Raw genomic sequence first — 16,053 nt, forward strand, 5'->3', positions numbered from 1 at the left:
TATGGAGTATTTTATATCAGCACACCCCAAAATCTGGGTGTTGGTAATTCTCTCGTTATTGTCAACTTGTTTGTTTGCCCAAGAGAAAGCAAAACTTTTCTTGGGAGAACAAGTTATCTACAAGGTATTTAAAACTGGCGAACCCATGACTATTGATGGAAAGCTGAATGAAGAAAGTTGGTCCAAAACAGAAGCCCGAACGTTAGATTATTTTTATAGGATAGAAAAACCTACCGACCAACAAAAATCAACTTTTAGAATGCTTTGGGGAAAAGAAAAGTTCTATGTATTTTTTGAAATGGAAGACCAATATATAACTGCCAGGGAAACTAAAAGAGATGGACGACCTTACTTTGATGATTGTGCCGAAATATTTTTTATTACCGCACCCGATAGTTTAGATACACATTTTGGATATGAACTTAATCTCAACAAGGCTGTAAACGACTTCATTTATTTCAATGATTATACAGAAGGAAAAGATGTAGTCTACAAATCTTTTAACCCAGACTTTGAAGTTGAGGTTACTTATAACGGTACTATAAATGATAATTCTGATATTGATAAGGGATGGACCATGGAAATGGCCATCCCTTATTCAAATTTTGGTGAGCTTGGTGAAGTTGTTACGATTAAACCCGGTAATAGATGGGCTTTTCTTGCTATTAGGCAAGACCGTAATGATGCCAAGGGCAACAGGCGGTCTACTTCAACCATTTTCCCTATTTATGATATTTCCAAGAATGTACATCAAGCCAACCGTTTTGGCTTAATGGAATTCGTTGAATAAAAATATGTTACCAGTTGGTAAACGAACCATCTTTGCGTCTTAGTCTTGGAATTTCAATAGGTTTAAAACCTTTTTCCAAAGCTAATTCCTCATCGAACTCCACTCCCAATCCCGGTGTATCCAATACAGGATAAGTTGGTCCATCCAAAATAGGACGTACCGGATAAAATTCCGGAGCATCCGTACCCATATATTGTGCAGGTGTATTCATTTCTTCCAACCAACCAAAGTTAGGACTAGCAGCCGCCATGTGAATGGTAGCAGCTGTACATATAGGCCCTAATGGGTTATGGGGCATCAAATCAATGTAATGTGCTTCCGCTAAACTCGCTACTTTCATCGCCTCGGTAATTCCACCTACATTACAAATATCAATACGCGCATATTGAGTTAAGTTTCGTTCTAAAAATGGTAAAAACTGCCATTTACTTGAAAATTCCTCTCCTATCGTAAAAGGTATATCAACCATTTTCCTAAGATTCTCATAGGCTTCTGGATTTTCATCGCGAATAGGTTCTTCAATATAATCCAACGTTCCCGGTGGCATACGTTTTATAAATGAATAGGTCTGCGCAGGAGTAAGACGCGTATGGTAATCTATACCAATGGTTACCGCAGAACCGACTTCTTTTCTTAAGTCTGTAAGCCATTCCGCTATAACAGCAATAGATTCTCGTGGTTCAAAAAGTTCCTTATCGCCTTCTGCTTCAAATTCTGCAGGAGCCAAACGCAACATGTTCCAACCCTCTTTTATACATATTTTAGAATACTCGAAAAGTTCTTCTCGTGTTCTAAAACGAACCGAAGCAAAACAGTCTACATGGTCGCGATGTTTCCCTCCCAAGAGCTCGTATACGGGTACACCCAAAGCTTTTCCCTTTATATCGTACAGTGCAATATCTATAGCTGAAATAGCCGCTGTAAGCACCCTTCCGCCTTCAAAATATTGTCCTCTGTACATTTCTTGCCAAAGTGCACCAATATTCCGTGCATCCTTACCTATCAGGAAACCTTTAAAATGTTCTATTGCACCTATAACCGCTAATTCCCTTCCGGAAAGACCCGAAGCGCCCCAACCGTAGATTCCTGAATCGGTTTCGACCTTAACGACCAACTGGCTCCCAAAACCTACATTGATAGGAAAAGTTTTAATAGCTGATATTTTCATAAAATTTTTATTTATTAGTGTTTGAGTTTATTTTGATTTTGGTACGATACGCTCAACCTTACCCACAATAAAGGTGTAAGATATAAAACCAAGCAATGCTATACCACCAATAAAGAATAGTGCTGGACTAAAATCTCCATCCTCTACCAAATACCCAATAACTATGGGAACAACTATTCCTGCAAGTCCGCCTATAAAATTAAAAGCACCACCGGTAAGTCCAATGAGTTTCTTTGGAGCCATGAGTGAAATAAAGACCCATGCAATGCTGGCCAGACCATTTCCAAAAAATGCAATGGCCAAAAACAATATGACAAAAAATGTGCTCTCTGTATAATTGGCTCCTATAATACAAGTAGAAAGCAACATACCAATAATGATGGGAGTCTTTCTTGAAATTTCAACGGAATACCCTTTTTTAATCATAAAATCAGAAGAGAATCCTGAAAGAAGTACTCCAAAAAAGGCCGCTAAAAATGGAATTGACGCCAAAAATCCTGATTTCAGGAAATCCAATCCTCTAAATTCTACCAAGTATGTTGGGAACCAGGTAAGAAAAAATATGGTGGTTGCTCCTAAACAAAATTGACCAATATATAGCCCCCACAACTTTCTGTAGATAAAAGCCTGTTTAAAATCGTGCCAATCAAATTTTTTCTTCTCTTCTTTTTTTACATCGTTCTTACCAATCAGTCCGCCACCTTTTTCAATATACTCCAACTCTTTCTGGCTTATTGATTTGTGGTCTTGTGGGTTTCTGTAGAAAAAATACCATATTGCCGCCCATACTAGGCCTATAATACCGGAAATAATAAAGAGTCCTCTCCAACCAAAATAATTTTGGATAGCCACAAGAACGGGTGTTAGGAAAGCAAGCCCCAAGAATTGGCCTGATGTGTACACGGCAATAGCAGATGCCCTTTCATTTTCAGGAAACCATCTGGTAACCACTAAATTATTGATCGGGTAGGAAGGCGCTTCAAATACGCCTATACTGGCGCGCAAGCCTAGTAATGCCGCAAAAGAGCTTACCATACCCTGTATAAGTGTTGCAACGGACCATAAAGCCATTATTGCAGAGTATAAGATTCGTGTAGGGAGTTTATCAGCAACAATACCACCTGGAATCTGAAGACAAGCATAAGTCCAGCCAAAAGCCGAAAAAACATACCCCATTTGCACATTGCTAAGCCCCATGTCTTCCTTCATGGCAAAAGCGGCCACCGAAATATTACTTCGATCTAGATAATTTATGACCACCGTAATAAAAATCATGGCCAGTATATTGTAACGTTTTCGTGAAGAATTCTCCTTTTGGTTTAAGTCGATCATGTATTTTGGTTCAATTATTTAGAAATATGAGTGATTAAAATTACTATTTCAAAAACTATAACAGTATAATCTTAAACGCTAATTAAAAAAGTGTCAAGATAACAATTAATATTTCTCGGGATAAAAATATTCACACTAAATTTTAACATTTATCTTATTACACCTTGCTCCATTTTAATGTTTTTAATATTCTCCAAAAGTCCTTCTTATAATCTCCTTTATAAATCCAGTAGTGCCACATCTATAACCAACAGTTCAAAACCGTAGACCTCTATATTTGTTCACTATACTAAAATCCATTTTTTAAGAAGTAAAACTGACTACCCTTCTTTGCTTTACAGCAAATACTTAAAATCATAGGAAGGGTATACTTCATCATAAATACAGCCCTGTTATAGGAACCTTTTCAGAACTATCGTTTTTCCCACCCACAATCATTACTGAAAGGCCAAGAGCGTAATTTGAAATCGTTAAAAACATCTTATCGTCTTTCTCTATTATTTATCAGCTTTGATTTTCAATATGAATTGGCCTGTTTTTAAACCTTCCGATTCTGCATTAACCGTAATATTACCCGAATTGAGATTGGATTGAAGGAGAAGCAAACAACGACCTTTATCCGTTGTAATTTGGGTAGATTTATAATCCTGAACATTCCTTGCAGAACCATTATCCACACCCAATACTTTTGCGTCTCCGGTAACGGAAAAAGAAATTTTGGAGTTAAGATGTTTCACGGGATTTCCCTTACTATCCACTATTTGCGCTACTACGTGAGCTACATCGTACCCATTGGCAGATAATTCACTTTTATTTGCAGAAAGTTCTATGGCATATGGAGCTTCAGCAGTCTGCATCCGTGCTTGGGACTCTACTTTTTTTCCATCAATATATCCCTCTGCCCTAAGTTCTCCAGCACTAAAAGGAACGGCCCACTTGTAAATATGGTCGTCAAAGTTGGCTAGTTTTTTTCTTCCCAGTGAAGCATCGTTTAAAAACAATTCTACTTCATCACAGTTGGAATATATTTCTACAACCGTAAGTTCGTTAGAATCATAATTCCAATATTCATTACTCTCGTGCCAAAACCACAGCGCCTTTTCCCACCCGTTTTCTTTCTTTTCTATGGGTTCTCCGGCTTTGTTCAATTTATAAATAGATTTCTCCAAAGACTGCGTTGTCATGTGTAAATGTGGAGCATTGTTCCATAAAGTTTTCATCATGTGGTATGATGTTTTTTCAAAACCAGCCTGATCTAGCAACCCACTCTGAGTTCCCTTTTTAGGCCAACCTCCATTGGATTCTCCCATATAATCTATTCCTGTCCATAAAAATAGTCCAGAAATAAACGGACGTTCCATTACTGCCTTCCATTCATGCCATTGGGGAAGGTTCTCTGTTCCCATAATAACTTTGTTTGGATAATTTCTGTGACCATAATCATAGATTACCCTTCGGTAACTATAGCCTACTACATCCAAAGCATCGGCATAACCGGATAAATGACTCGCTGAAGGCAAGATACAATTGGCCGTTACATAACGTGTAGTATCCAGCTCTTTTGTCCATTTTGCTAATTTTTTCGCGGTTTCTCCTATATCGTATTTCCCCTTGGGCAAAGTATTCAATTTTTCCTTTATCTGCTCTACGGAGAACGGTGGTTCCGAAAAGAAGTAATTGCCCTGCCATCCCATATTGTTAAAAAAACCGGTGGCGTCCGCATTTCTAGGATAGGTCCACTCTATCTCATTCCCAATGCTCCATTGTATGATACTAGGATGATTTCTATGTGCTAAAACGGTATTGGTCAAGTCCTTTTTGGCCCACTCTTGAAAATGCTCTGTGTATCCTCTAGTTATAGCATCTACACTCTGCTCATTCATGTTTTTTCTTTTGTCCTTTGGATTATCCCATTCGTCAAAGAACTCATCCTGTACCAAAAAGCCCATTTCATCACATAAATTTAAAAATGCCTCCGAACCGGGATTGTGTGAAATACGGATAGCGTTACACCCTGCTTCTTTTAATTTGCCCAAACGTCTTTTCCATACATCATCGGGAACAGCTGCACCTACTAAACCTCCATCATGGTGCAGGCAAACCCCTTTAATTTTTCTATTATTACCGTTAAGAAAAAAGCCCTCATTAGGGTCAAAACGTATGGACCGTACGCCAAAATTAGTTTCTTGTTGATCCACAACTTCTCCGTCATAAATAATAGAGGTTACAGCTTTGTAGAGAAAAGGAGCATCAATATCCCACAAAACAGGATTTTCAATGACGGCGGATTGCCCTTGAACAAATTGTTCATTTCTATCAACAGTTATTGGGCTGATTTCAGTACTGACCTTTTGACCTGTTTGATTGTAAATTTCCGTTCGTAGTTCCGCTTTTTTACCTTCGGAAAAATCATTCTTAATTGAGACCGAAACAGATACTTGGGCTTTCCCTGCTTCTATTTTTGGAGTAGTCACAAACACGCCCCAAACCGGTATATGCAACTTGTTCTTCACCAAAAGTTTTACATCTCTGTAAATTCCCGAACCGGTATACCAGCGACTATCCGCATAGCGGGTTCTATCTACATTTACCTCTATAATGTTCGAATCTTTTTCTGAATTCAAATAAGGGGAAATATCATAGTAAAACGGAGAATATCCGTAGGGGTGTTCCCCTACCTTTTTTCCATTTAATGAAACCTCCGAATTATTATAAACCCCGTCAAACAAAACATAAGCCTTTTCATCGGGCTTAAGCCGAAGAGGGAATTTTTTACGGTAGGTTCCCGTACCACCGGGGAGATAACCCGTAGCACCTTCTCCGTTTATAGAATCAAAAGAGGCCTCTACGCTCCAATCGTGAGGAAGCCTCACATTCTTCCACTCGGCCGTTTGCCCGTTTATATCAACCAAGCGAAATTCCCAATCAAAATTAAAATCGGTTATGGTGTGAGGTGAAGCTTCAGTTGATACTTGCTCATTACATGCCAGCAACGGGAAAACCATACCTACTAAATAGAAAAAGTATTTTTTCATATGTAATTCTTATGATAAAAAACAGCACTAAAAAAAAGTCCGATTGAACAGGAATAGAAACAACCGGACTTACTACTAAAAACAATATTTTCAACTGCCTAAACCAAACTATTTTCTATCCCAAGCCATTGGCATAAGCAACAATTACAATTCCGGCAATCATACAACCAAGGCCTCCGTACAATAAGTTCCTTGCTTTAGGCGAGGCACTCACCCACTCTTTAGTGACCAAACCGCTAACAATTGCCGTGGCCACAGATGCTGTATTAAATATAGCGTAGCCTACGGTATTACCAGAAGCTCCAAGTTTAAAAGCAGCGTATGCAAATAGTGCAGATGCGGCATAATGGAATACGGCCATAATTAAAATAAGGAACAGGTTTTTGCCAAACGCAGGTGTCTTAAAATCTCCCCAAGCCTTTTTGGCATTAAGTTGCCATAGAAAATAGGCCGTCATAACAATACCTCCACTAATAAAAATAGGGAACATAACCGCTACGGCAGTAATCCAATCGGCATTGCCTTGCGCTACACTTGCTTCGTGTAAATAAGGTCTACCGGCAGCATTGGCATAACTGAAGCCTGTAGCCAATAATCCGCCCACAATAGCAATCATAATTCCCGTAACCATAGATCCTTTGGCCGGAGTGCCCTCAGATGCCATTTTTGCTTCATCTTTCTCACGGGTAAGGCCAGCTTTACCATTTAAGATAACTCCCAATAATACCACTAAGATACCTACCAAAATATAGGTCAACACGTTGGAAGGAGGTAATCCATCCTCTATGAAAGGTAGTAGAGAACCTACCAAAATAATAGTCCCGATAAAAATGGAAAAACCAAGGGAAAGCCCAATATGGTTAATAGCCTTACTCCACATCATAACCCCTATACCCCAAAGAAAACTGGTAAGTCCCATTTTTACCCAAATATCCGTTGGCATGTTTCCAAAAATCTCCCCAAACCCCTGAATTAAGGTAACAGAGGCAATAATAGGTACAACGAACATCGTTAAGAGAAAAAAGAGACTCCATGTATTTTCATACTTAAAACCCTTAGTGAACTTTTCAGGAAGGGCATAAAGGCCCAACATCAATCCAGCGAAAATCGCCAATAATACTCCTTCAGTCATAATTTGAATATTTAATTAAGACCCGACTTACGCTTACTGCAAACGGGACCATTTTTTATTTACCAGTTGAATTTGAAAATAGTGGTACTGTCATAAGATTCCCCCGCCCTTAATATACTTTTGGGAGCATCCGGAATATTCATACCATTGGGATAGCGGTGCGTTTCACAACAGAAACCACGGTATTTTCCGTACTGAAGCCCAGATTCACGTTTTAATTCATCAGAAGTATATTTGCCGGTATACAATAACATTCCCGGTTCCGAAGTAAAAACCTCCATGGAACGCCCACTTTTAGGTTCTTTAATTTCCGCCACTTTATCAAGCTTAAATCCTTTGTCCTCAAACAGATAAAAATGTTCAAAACCATCACCCATGGCATCATGAACCTCTTTTATAGTTTTTTCGGACCGTAAATCATCGGCTTTACCATCTACCGAAACATTTTCTCCCGTGGCAGCGCCCGTCTCATCCCACACTTGTTTGCGATCTGAATTTACCATAACCGAATGACCTTCAATATTTTCAGAAAATCCCGAAAGATTGAAGTACGTGTGATTCGTTATCGTAAAAGGCGTGTCTTGGTCACTTATGGCCCTGTACTCTATTTTAAGCTCGTTATCATCGGTTAATGAAAAAGTTACCTTTACCGTTACATTACCTGGAAAACCTTCCTCTAGATGCTCACTTTTCAGTTCCATTTCAATTCGTGCCGCATCATTGGAGAAAGAATTTACTTGCCACACTTTTTTATCAAAACCAACTTTACCTCCGTGAAGGTTGTTTTCTCCAACAATTTTTGCTAACTCATATTCCTTTTCGTTCAGAGAAAACTTGGCATCTTTTATTTGAGAACAATAACGACCTACCGTACCTCCAAAGTAAGGAGCGTTTGCTTTATACGCATCGGAAAAATAACCGTTGAACGAATCAAAACCACAAACAATTTCTTCTGTATCACCCTCTTTTTGAGGTAAAAGAATTGAAGTAATGGTAGCACCGTAATTAGAAATTTTTACAGTTAACCCATTATCGTTTTCCAATGTGTATTGGTGAATCGTTTCTCCGTCCAATACACCAAAATCCGTTTGTGTTGTTTTCATTATCGTAAGCGTTTTGATATATTAATAGCTATTATTTAGATTGATATGGAGCTAGTTTCTCCCAATCAAACTCCACTCCGGTTCCCGGTGAATCCGGTGCTACGGCAAGATGGTTCTCAACAACTAAAGGCCTCTTGGTATATTGGTCAATAGGAAAACTGTGCACCTCTAACCAGCCCGAATTAGGCTGTGCGGATACCAAACTTACGTGTAGCTCCTGCATACCGTGAGAGCATACCGGAATATTGTGCTTTTCAGCTAATCTTGCTGCGGCCAACCAACCTGTGATTCCACCACAATTGGAAGCATCCGGTTGTACAAAAGATAGTTTTGCCTGGTCCATGGCATATTCAAATTCATGAATAGTGTGTAAATTCTCGCCCATAGCCAACGGAAAGCCCGTGGCATCTGCAATTTGAGAGAACCCCATGTAATTATCAGGTATAATAGGCTCTTCAAACCATGTAATATCGTATTCTTTAAAGCGATTGATAGCTTCAATGGCTTTGTCTACGGTCATGGAATAATTAGCATCTACCATAAACGTTACATCTGGACCAATAAATTCACGCACTGCTTTGATGCGCTCAATATCCTCATCTAGGTTTTCACGCCCTATTTTAATCTTGACCGCGTTAAAACCTGCGGCCAAATATCCTTCCATATTCTTCAAAAGCTTAGGAATAGGGAACTGTAAATCTATTCCACCACAATAGGCTTTGCACGTATTTCCAGCACCACCGGCCATTTGCCAAAGTGGTTTTTCTGCTTTTTTACAGCGGATGTCCCACAAAGCAATATCAATTGTAGAAACAGCAAAAGAAACTATTCCACCGCGGCCTACATAATGCATGTGCCATTCTAGGAAATCATAAATTCCTTCTACATCCGTACCGTCCTTACCTATCAATGCCGGAGCTATATCATGGTCTACCATGGCTTTAATGGCGTTTCCGCCTTTTCCACCTGTATACGTGTAGCCCGTACCCGTACTTCCATCCTCTAAAGTAATGGTAGAGGTTACCAACTCAAAATGCGTGTGGTCTCCGTGTTTGGCATCGTTCATGACTTCCGGTAGCGGAACCCTGAACAACTTACAATCAACCGATTTGATACTTGTGCTCATCTATGCCTTATGTCTAATGTAAAATGTCTTTTTCTCCATGTATTGCTCAAAGCCATACTTACCATCTTCACCACCAGAACCACTTAATTTGTAGCCGTTATGGAATCCTTGGTGTTGCTCTCCATGACCTCTGTTTACGTATATTTCGCCGTACTCAAGCTCATCGTTACATTTCATGATCGTATTCATATCATTGGTAAACACCATAGCCGCAAGACCGTATTCGCAGTCATTGGCATATCCAACCACTTCTTCAAAAGTTTTGAATTTCAATACGGGTAGGATAGGTCCAAAAGACTCTTCATGAACAATGGTCATATCCTGCGTTACGTTGGTCAAAACGGTTGGTTCAAACCAATATCCTTTTTCAAAAGCACTTCCTTCCGGTTTTTTGCCTCCGGTAGCCAAAGTAGCTCCTTCTTCAAGGCTTACCGCTACCAAATGCTCCATATGCTTTAATTCCGAAGCATTTACTTTAGGCCCCATGTCCGTATCCTCCAACATTGGATCTCCCACTTTTATGGCCTTTGTTTTCGCTAGGAATTTTTCCATGAACGTATCATAAATACCTTCATGCACATACATTCTTTCGTTACAGGTACAAACCTGTCCACAGTTGTCAAAACGGGAATGTAATGCTGAATCTACAGCAGCATCAATATCCGCATCTTCAAAAACAATAAATGGTGCTTTACCTCCCAGTTCCAATTGAACGTGGGTCAGGTTTTCCGCAGCATTCCTTGCAATAGCCTGCCCCACAGGAGTAGACCCGGTCATTGTTACCATCTTGGTAATAGGACTTTCAACAAGTGCATTACCCATAGCCCTACCCGGACCGGTCAAAATATTGATAACACCATCTGGAATACCCACTTTTTTGGCCAAATTACCCAACTCAAGTGTTGCTAGCGGTGTTTCTGAAGTTGGCTTGATAACGATAGTATTTCCTGCAACCAAAGCTGGTCCTAACTTACGTCCTGCCAATGCTAACGGAAAATTCCAAGCCGTTATAGCAACCACTACCCCGCGAGGTATTTTTTGAATCCAGATTTGCTCATTTGGATTATCCGAAGGAACAATATCTCCTTCTATTCTTCTTGCTCCTTCACAGGCATACTCAATAAATGAGGCCGTAACGGCAACTTCGCCCTTTGCTACTTTCAACAACTTTCCTTGCTCCTTTACCAAAAGCTCGGCCAAGAAATCTGAATTAGCCTTTATCTCATCTGCCAATTTGTACAATAACTCCGCACGTGAACGCGCAGGTAGTTTTTTCCACTCCTTTTGAGCTTTATCCGCTGCAAGAAGTGCTTGTTGCGCCTCTTCTACGGTTCCGTTTTGAACCCGTGCTACAATTTCCTCTGTAGAAGGGTTTACAATGTCAATGGTTTCTCCAGACGTAGATGTCACCCATTTTCCGTCTATAAATAGTTGGTATTCTTTAATTGCTGACATGATGTTATGATTTATGTTTTCTATATGTGTCCATTCTTGTTGCTGCTTTGCCCTCAAACCTTCTTTCGAGTTGCCAAAGCGGTCGTTCTAAAGTAAGTTCCCAATCAAAAAGCATATCGTAAAGTTCCCGTACTTTCTCAGGGTGCTCCGTGGCCAAATCGTTAACCTCGGAGATATCCTCTTTAATATTATAAAGTTCTGCAGGACGATCAGGAAAGCGTACCAATTTCCAGTCGTTATGCCTAATAGCTCCTCTAGCCTCTTTCTTCCAATACAGGGTCTCATGCGGTTTTCCCGTTTTGGTATCCGTTAGAAACGGAATAAGGTCCACACCGTCCAAACCTTTAATATCACTTACATTACCACCAGCTGCAGTAACAAAAGTTGGTAGTAAATCTAGTGTGCTGATTGGGTTGTCATAAACGGTATTTGGGTTTAATTTACCCGGCCATGACATTAAAAAAGGAACGCGAATGCCACCTTCTAAATGGTTTGCTTTGGTACCACTTAACGGATGGTTAGAGGATTCGTTTGAATCAGACGGTCCGCCATTATCATTTGTAAAAACAATAAGAGTATTTTTATCCAGACCCAATTCCTTAATTCGGTTTAAAACTTTGCCACAGGCTTTATCCATAGCGATAGCCATAGCCGCCAATGTTTTTCTCTTACCCGTTAGGTCCTGAACCTTTACCAAATCTTCTTCCTTTGCCTCCATTGGGGTGTGTACCGCGTTGAAGGACAAATAGATAAAAAAGGGGTTTTTTTGGTTCCTTTCCATAAATGAAATAGCTTCATCTGCTAATCCATCCGTTAGGTAACCTTCATATTCTTCATACTCCCCAAAACCTCTTTCTAACCTATCCTCATTTCTTTTAAGTTGATTTTCCGTTCCGTAAGGCATATAACTTCTTGCGCCTCCGCGGAAACCATAAAATTCATCAAAACCTCTTTTAGTAGGGTGAAACCGGTCTGCATTGCCTTGATGCCACTTGCCGAACAAGGCTGTTTTGTAGCCTTGCTCTTTAAGGTAATCTGCCACAGTCTTTTGATCCAGCGGAAGCCCCATATCATCTCCGGTGAATCCGCTTTTACTCATAAGCCCAGGAACATTGTTCTCTTCAAACCCGAATTTCTGCTGATATTTTCCTGTCAGCAGTCCCGCTCGTGAGGGACCACATACGGCCGCAGAAACATATGCCTGGGTAAAACGCACCGAATTTTTAGCGAATTTATCAAGTTCAGGGGTCTTAAATTCTTTGCTTCCCTGAAACCCAAAATCTGCGTATCCAGCATCATCCGATAGTATAAAAACTATGTTCGGTTTGTCTTGTGCCCAGCCATTTAAAAGCATAAAAAGGGACGCAAAGAGCAAGAAAACCTGTCTTGGCAATTTCATTTTCCGTATTTATTATTGGATCTTTTGTTCTTCTTGAGTTGATTATCTACCCATCCAACCGCCGTCTACCAACATGGTAACACCGCTCATATAAGCTGCAGCATCTGAACTTAAAAAGACTATAGGTCCTGCAAAATCTTCTGGCTTGCCCCATCTACCTGCTGGTATTCTAGACAAGATAGATGCAGACCTATCCGGATCATTTCTTAGTGCCTCAGTATTATCCGTACTGATGTAACCTGGCGCTATAGCATTTACATTAACACCTTTACCAGCCCATTCATTGGCGAAAGCCATGGTCATTTGGCCAATAGCCCCTTTACTAGCGGCATAGCCCGGTACCGTAATACCTCCTTGGAACGTTAGTAATGAAGCTGTAAAAATAATCTTGCCTTCACCGCGAGCTACCATTTCCTTACCTATTTCACGAGTTAAAACGAATTGTGCAGTTTGGTTGATTTCAATAACCTTATCCCAGTATTCATCAGAATGCTCAACTGCAGGGGCACGAAGAATAGTACCTGCGTTGTTGACAAGAATATCAATTTTAGGGAAATCATTTTTCACCTCTTTTATAAACTCGTACAATGATTCCCTATTACTGAAATCACACGTATAGGCCTTAAACTTTCTTCCGGTAGCTTCTACTTCTTGCTCTACCATGCTTCCATGCTTCTCCAAAGAAGCACTCACACCAATAATATCTGCTCCGGCTTCTGCCAATGCTACGGCCATAGCCTTACCAATACCCCTTTTACAACCTGTTACTAAAGCTGTTTTACCTTTTAGGCTAAATTGATTTAATATGCTCATTTTCTTATGCGTTGATTCTCTTAATTATTGTTGACAGTCCATTAGTACTTTCATACCGTCAGGATTATTATCTATGTTCTCAAAAACTTGTTGAATATTGGTCAGCGGCTGTACGTCCGTTATCATATCTTCAAAAGGAAGTTTATTCTCCGTAATAAGCTGAATGGATTTCTCGTAATCTTCTTTCTCGTAAACTCGGGCTCCGATCAAACTAAGCTCTTTCCAGAAAAATTTGAAAAGGTCCACTGGCTTCTTCTCTCCGTGAATAGCTACCATCAATATTCTACCACGAATACCGGCTACCTCGCACATAATATCCAAAGCGGGCTGTACACCTGCAACTTCAAAAACTACATCTGCACGGCGATTATCGGTTTGCTCCTTAACATATTCAACCAAATCAACTTTCATAGGATTTACGGCATGTAACCCCATAGACTCAGCTTTGGCAATACGCTTTTCGTTTACTTCCGAAATAATAACATTTGCCCCTACATCTTTGGCAACCATAGCCACCAAAAGACCTATTGGTCCGCCACCCAGAACAACTGCAGTTTCCCCTGCAACCAATCCGCTTCTACGAACATCATGCGTAGCAACCGATAATGGCTCTATTAATGCGGCCAATTTTAAATCGGTTTCTGCTTTTAATTTGTGAAGTACAAATGAAGGTACGTTCCAATATTGTTGCATAGAACCCGGACTATCAATACCAATGAATTTTAATTCTTCACAAATATGATTAAATCCTTTATCAGAAGCCTTAACCTTACGATCATCTAAAGGACGAACAACTACCTTGTCCCCCACTTCAAAACCTTCTACACCTTCTCCCACAGCATCAATAACCCCGGACATCTCATGACCAATGGTCTGAGGCATGGAAACCCTTTTATCCATCATACCATGATAGATGTGCACATCCGTACCACACACCCCTGAGTAAGCCACTTTGATCCTAACATCACCTTTTACAGGTTCTTCAATCTCCTTTTCTACTACAGAAAACGTTTTGTTTCCTTTATAAACTGTTGCTTTCATTAACTATATTCTCTATTATTTAGATTCGCCTTTTGCTGTGTGAGACGTTTTTCTCTCTGAAGAAAACCGCATTATACTTTGATAATCACTATTATTATAAACGTGTGTTAAACCCCATCTTAAAATTTCCGTAGGTTCTTTTTCAACATCTGCCGTCCTATTCAAACCAATGGCATGTGCATTAACTCCCGGAATTACAGATTTAATTTCAAAATTGATACCGTCCGGTGCCCACTGAAGGGTGTTTTTTTCCGGACCGTCTGTAGTTATCAAAGATGCTATACCGCCATTGTAAGGCCATACACAGATTTCATGACCACTATTACTGATCGGGTTATAAGGTGATTTTACATACGGTCCTTTAGGATTATCCGCTATTGCCACCCCATGACGAATTTGTCTTCCACCAAAAGTAATTTCCTCTCCCATTTGCTCTCCTTTGTAGTACAAATAGAATTTTCCTTTATACGGTAAAATACAAGGATCATGAACTTTATGACTATCAAAATCTCCCTTTTTCTCAACTAAATGGCGGTTTTGCTCCTCACCTTTCCAAATTCCATTATCCGCAGGGCTCAAAATAGGCTCTTCGCTTTTGGTCCATGGTCCGTTTGGTGAATCTGCCCAAGCCAGGCCTACTTGATTCTTTACCCGAACATTATATGGGGATTTTACCGTTTGATAGCAGAGGTAATATTTATCTTCCCATTTCATAATCTCTACAGTAAAGACAGAACGGTCATCATAAGCGCCCTTTTCACCTCTAGTAACTGCAGGACCTTCTTCTTTCCACGTCCACCCATCTTCAGAAGTTGCATACCAAATATCGCAACGGTCCCAAGGAAACACTTTTTCCGTTTCAATATCACCACCAAAACCTTGGGTTGGACCCGTACTTTTTGTATACCAAACGTAATACTTACCGTCTTCCTTAATAATAGCACTTGGATCACGACGAACAACACCCTCTTCATAAGCCAAATCCCCTTTTAAAGGTTGAAGTGGACCAAACTGAATAAACCATTCATTACCCAAATCCGTTGGCCACTTTAAAGCTCTTTTTGATGCTGCACTTAAATGGTTTGTGTCCGTTATACCAAGATGGTCTATTTGTTCTGCGGTAAAAGTTACCTTATCATCACAATCTGTGGTAGATTTCATTTCATTAGATGTTTTGGGAGAGTTGCAGGCCGAAACTAGCACCGCAGCAAGAATTAAAAAATGTGAGTATTTGTTCATGATTATCGGTTACTTGATCTATAATTAAATATACCTATTTCTTTACTAACTGGCACTGCTTAACATGCTATAATCAGAAGGTGAGGTACCATAAAATCTTCTGAAACATTTACTAAAATAATTGGGGTCACTAAACCCTACTTGATAACTTACCTCCGCAATGCGTAATTGCCCTTTTTCCAACAACTCACCAGCCCTTAAAAGCCTTATATTTTTCATATAATCTTTTGGGGCATGACCTGTAAGTTTTTTTAATTTTCTAAAAAACGTAGACCTACTTGTATTCATATCAAAAGAAAGGTCATCTACCCAATAGGTATCATCGGACATATTTTCATCGATAAGCAGGGAGATTCTGTTTAGAAACTCCCTGCTATCTGTATTTAATGATAAAACCTCTAGTTCACCTTGTCTCATCAG

General features: G+C 39.8%; 13 protein-coding genes. 1 reads left to right on the plus strand and 12 read right to left on the minus strand.

Annotation, left to right across the window (positions count from 1 at the left end; genetic code table 11):
- The first annotated feature begins 1 nt into the window (after position 1).
- A complete protein-coding gene (locus KO513_RS17250) occupies positions 2-790 on the plus strand; it encodes a carbohydrate-binding family 9-like protein (protein WP_215914495.1) in 789 nt (262 codons plus the stop codon).
- 7 nt (positions 791-797) lie between these two features.
- Here KO513_RS17250 and KO513_RS17255 read toward each other — a convergent pair whose 3' ends face one another.
- The 12 genes from KO513_RS17255 to KO513_RS17310 form a co-directional block, all read right to left on the minus strand.
- On the minus strand, positions 798-1,958 hold the full coding sequence (locus KO513_RS17255) for a mandelate racemase/muconate lactonizing enzyme family protein (protein ID WP_215914496.1): 1,161 nt from the start codon (positions 1,956-1,958) through the stop codon (positions 798-800).
- Positions 1,959-1,985: 27 nt separating this feature from the next.
- The gene (locus KO513_RS17260) at positions 1,986-3,290 is read right to left on the minus strand and encodes an MFS transporter (protein WP_215439272.1); all 1,305 of its coding nucleotides are present in this window, start codon (positions 3,288-3,290) and stop codon (positions 1,986-1,988) included.
- Positions 3,291-3,787: 497 nt separating this feature from the next.
- Positions 3,788-6,325: a glycoside hydrolase family 2 TIM barrel-domain containing protein gene (locus tag KO513_RS17265; protein ID WP_215914497.1), complete on the minus strand. Its 2,538-nt coding sequence runs from the start codon at positions 6,323-6,325 to the stop codon at positions 3,788-3,790.
- A 115-nt stretch (positions 6,326-6,440) separates the two neighbouring features.
- On the minus strand, positions 6,441-7,457 hold the full coding sequence (locus tag KO513_RS17270; RefSeq protein ID WP_215914498.1) for an L-rhamnose/proton symporter RhaT: 1,017 nt from the start codon (positions 7,455-7,457) through the stop codon (positions 6,441-6,443).
- 59 nt (positions 7,458-7,516) lie between these two features.
- Complete coding sequence (locus KO513_RS17275) at positions 7,517-8,560, minus strand: aldose epimerase family protein (protein WP_215914499.1); 1,044 nt, start codon at positions 8,558-8,560, stop codon at positions 7,517-7,519.
- Between the two features lie 31 nt (positions 8,561-8,591).
- Positions 8,592-9,686 carry a mandelate racemase/muconate lactonizing enzyme family protein gene (locus tag KO513_RS17280; protein WP_215914500.1) on the minus strand — a complete coding sequence of 365 codons (1,095 nt, stop codon included), beginning with the start codon at positions 9,684-9,686 and terminating at the stop codon, positions 8,592-8,594.
- Positions 9,687-11,141, minus strand: a complete 1,455-nt coding sequence (gene aldA, locus KO513_RS17285) for an aldehyde dehydrogenase (RefSeq protein ID WP_252735937.1) — start codon at positions 11,139-11,141, stop codon at positions 9,687-9,689. It abuts the gene before it with no gap.
- Between the two features lie 4 nt (positions 11,142-11,145).
- The gene (locus tag KO513_RS17290) at positions 11,146-12,540 is read right to left on the minus strand and encodes a sulfatase (RefSeq protein WP_215914501.1); all 1,395 of its coding nucleotides are present in this window, start codon (positions 12,538-12,540) and stop codon (positions 11,146-11,148) included.
- Between the two features lie 42 nt (positions 12,541-12,582).
- Complete coding sequence (locus tag KO513_RS17295; RefSeq protein ID WP_215914840.1) at positions 12,583-13,347, minus strand: SDR family NAD(P)-dependent oxidoreductase; 765 nt, start codon at positions 13,345-13,347, stop codon at positions 12,583-12,585.
- 30 nt (positions 13,348-13,377) lie between these two features.
- Complete coding sequence (locus KO513_RS17300) at positions 13,378-14,394, minus strand: zinc-dependent alcohol dehydrogenase (RefSeq protein WP_215439254.1); 1,017 nt, start codon at positions 14,392-14,394, stop codon at positions 13,378-13,380.
- A gap of 15 nt (positions 14,395-14,409) precedes the next feature.
- Positions 14,410-15,633, minus strand: a complete 1,224-nt coding sequence (locus tag KO513_RS17305) for a glycoside hydrolase family 117 protein (protein WP_215439252.1) — start codon at positions 15,631-15,633, stop codon at positions 14,410-14,412.
- A gap of 45 nt (positions 15,634-15,678) precedes the next feature.
- Positions 15,679-16,050 carry a helix-turn-helix domain-containing protein gene (locus tag KO513_RS17310; RefSeq protein WP_215914502.1) on the minus strand — a complete coding sequence of 124 codons (372 nt, stop codon included), beginning with the start codon at positions 16,048-16,050 and terminating at the stop codon, positions 15,679-15,681.
- Positions 16,051-16,053: the final 3 nt, after the last annotated feature.

The sequence above is a fragment of the Zobellia sp. B3R18 genome, from assembly GCF_018860715.1.
Taxonomy (GTDB): domain Bacteria; phylum Bacteroidota; class Bacteroidia; order Flavobacteriales; family Flavobacteriaceae; genus Zobellia; species Zobellia russellii.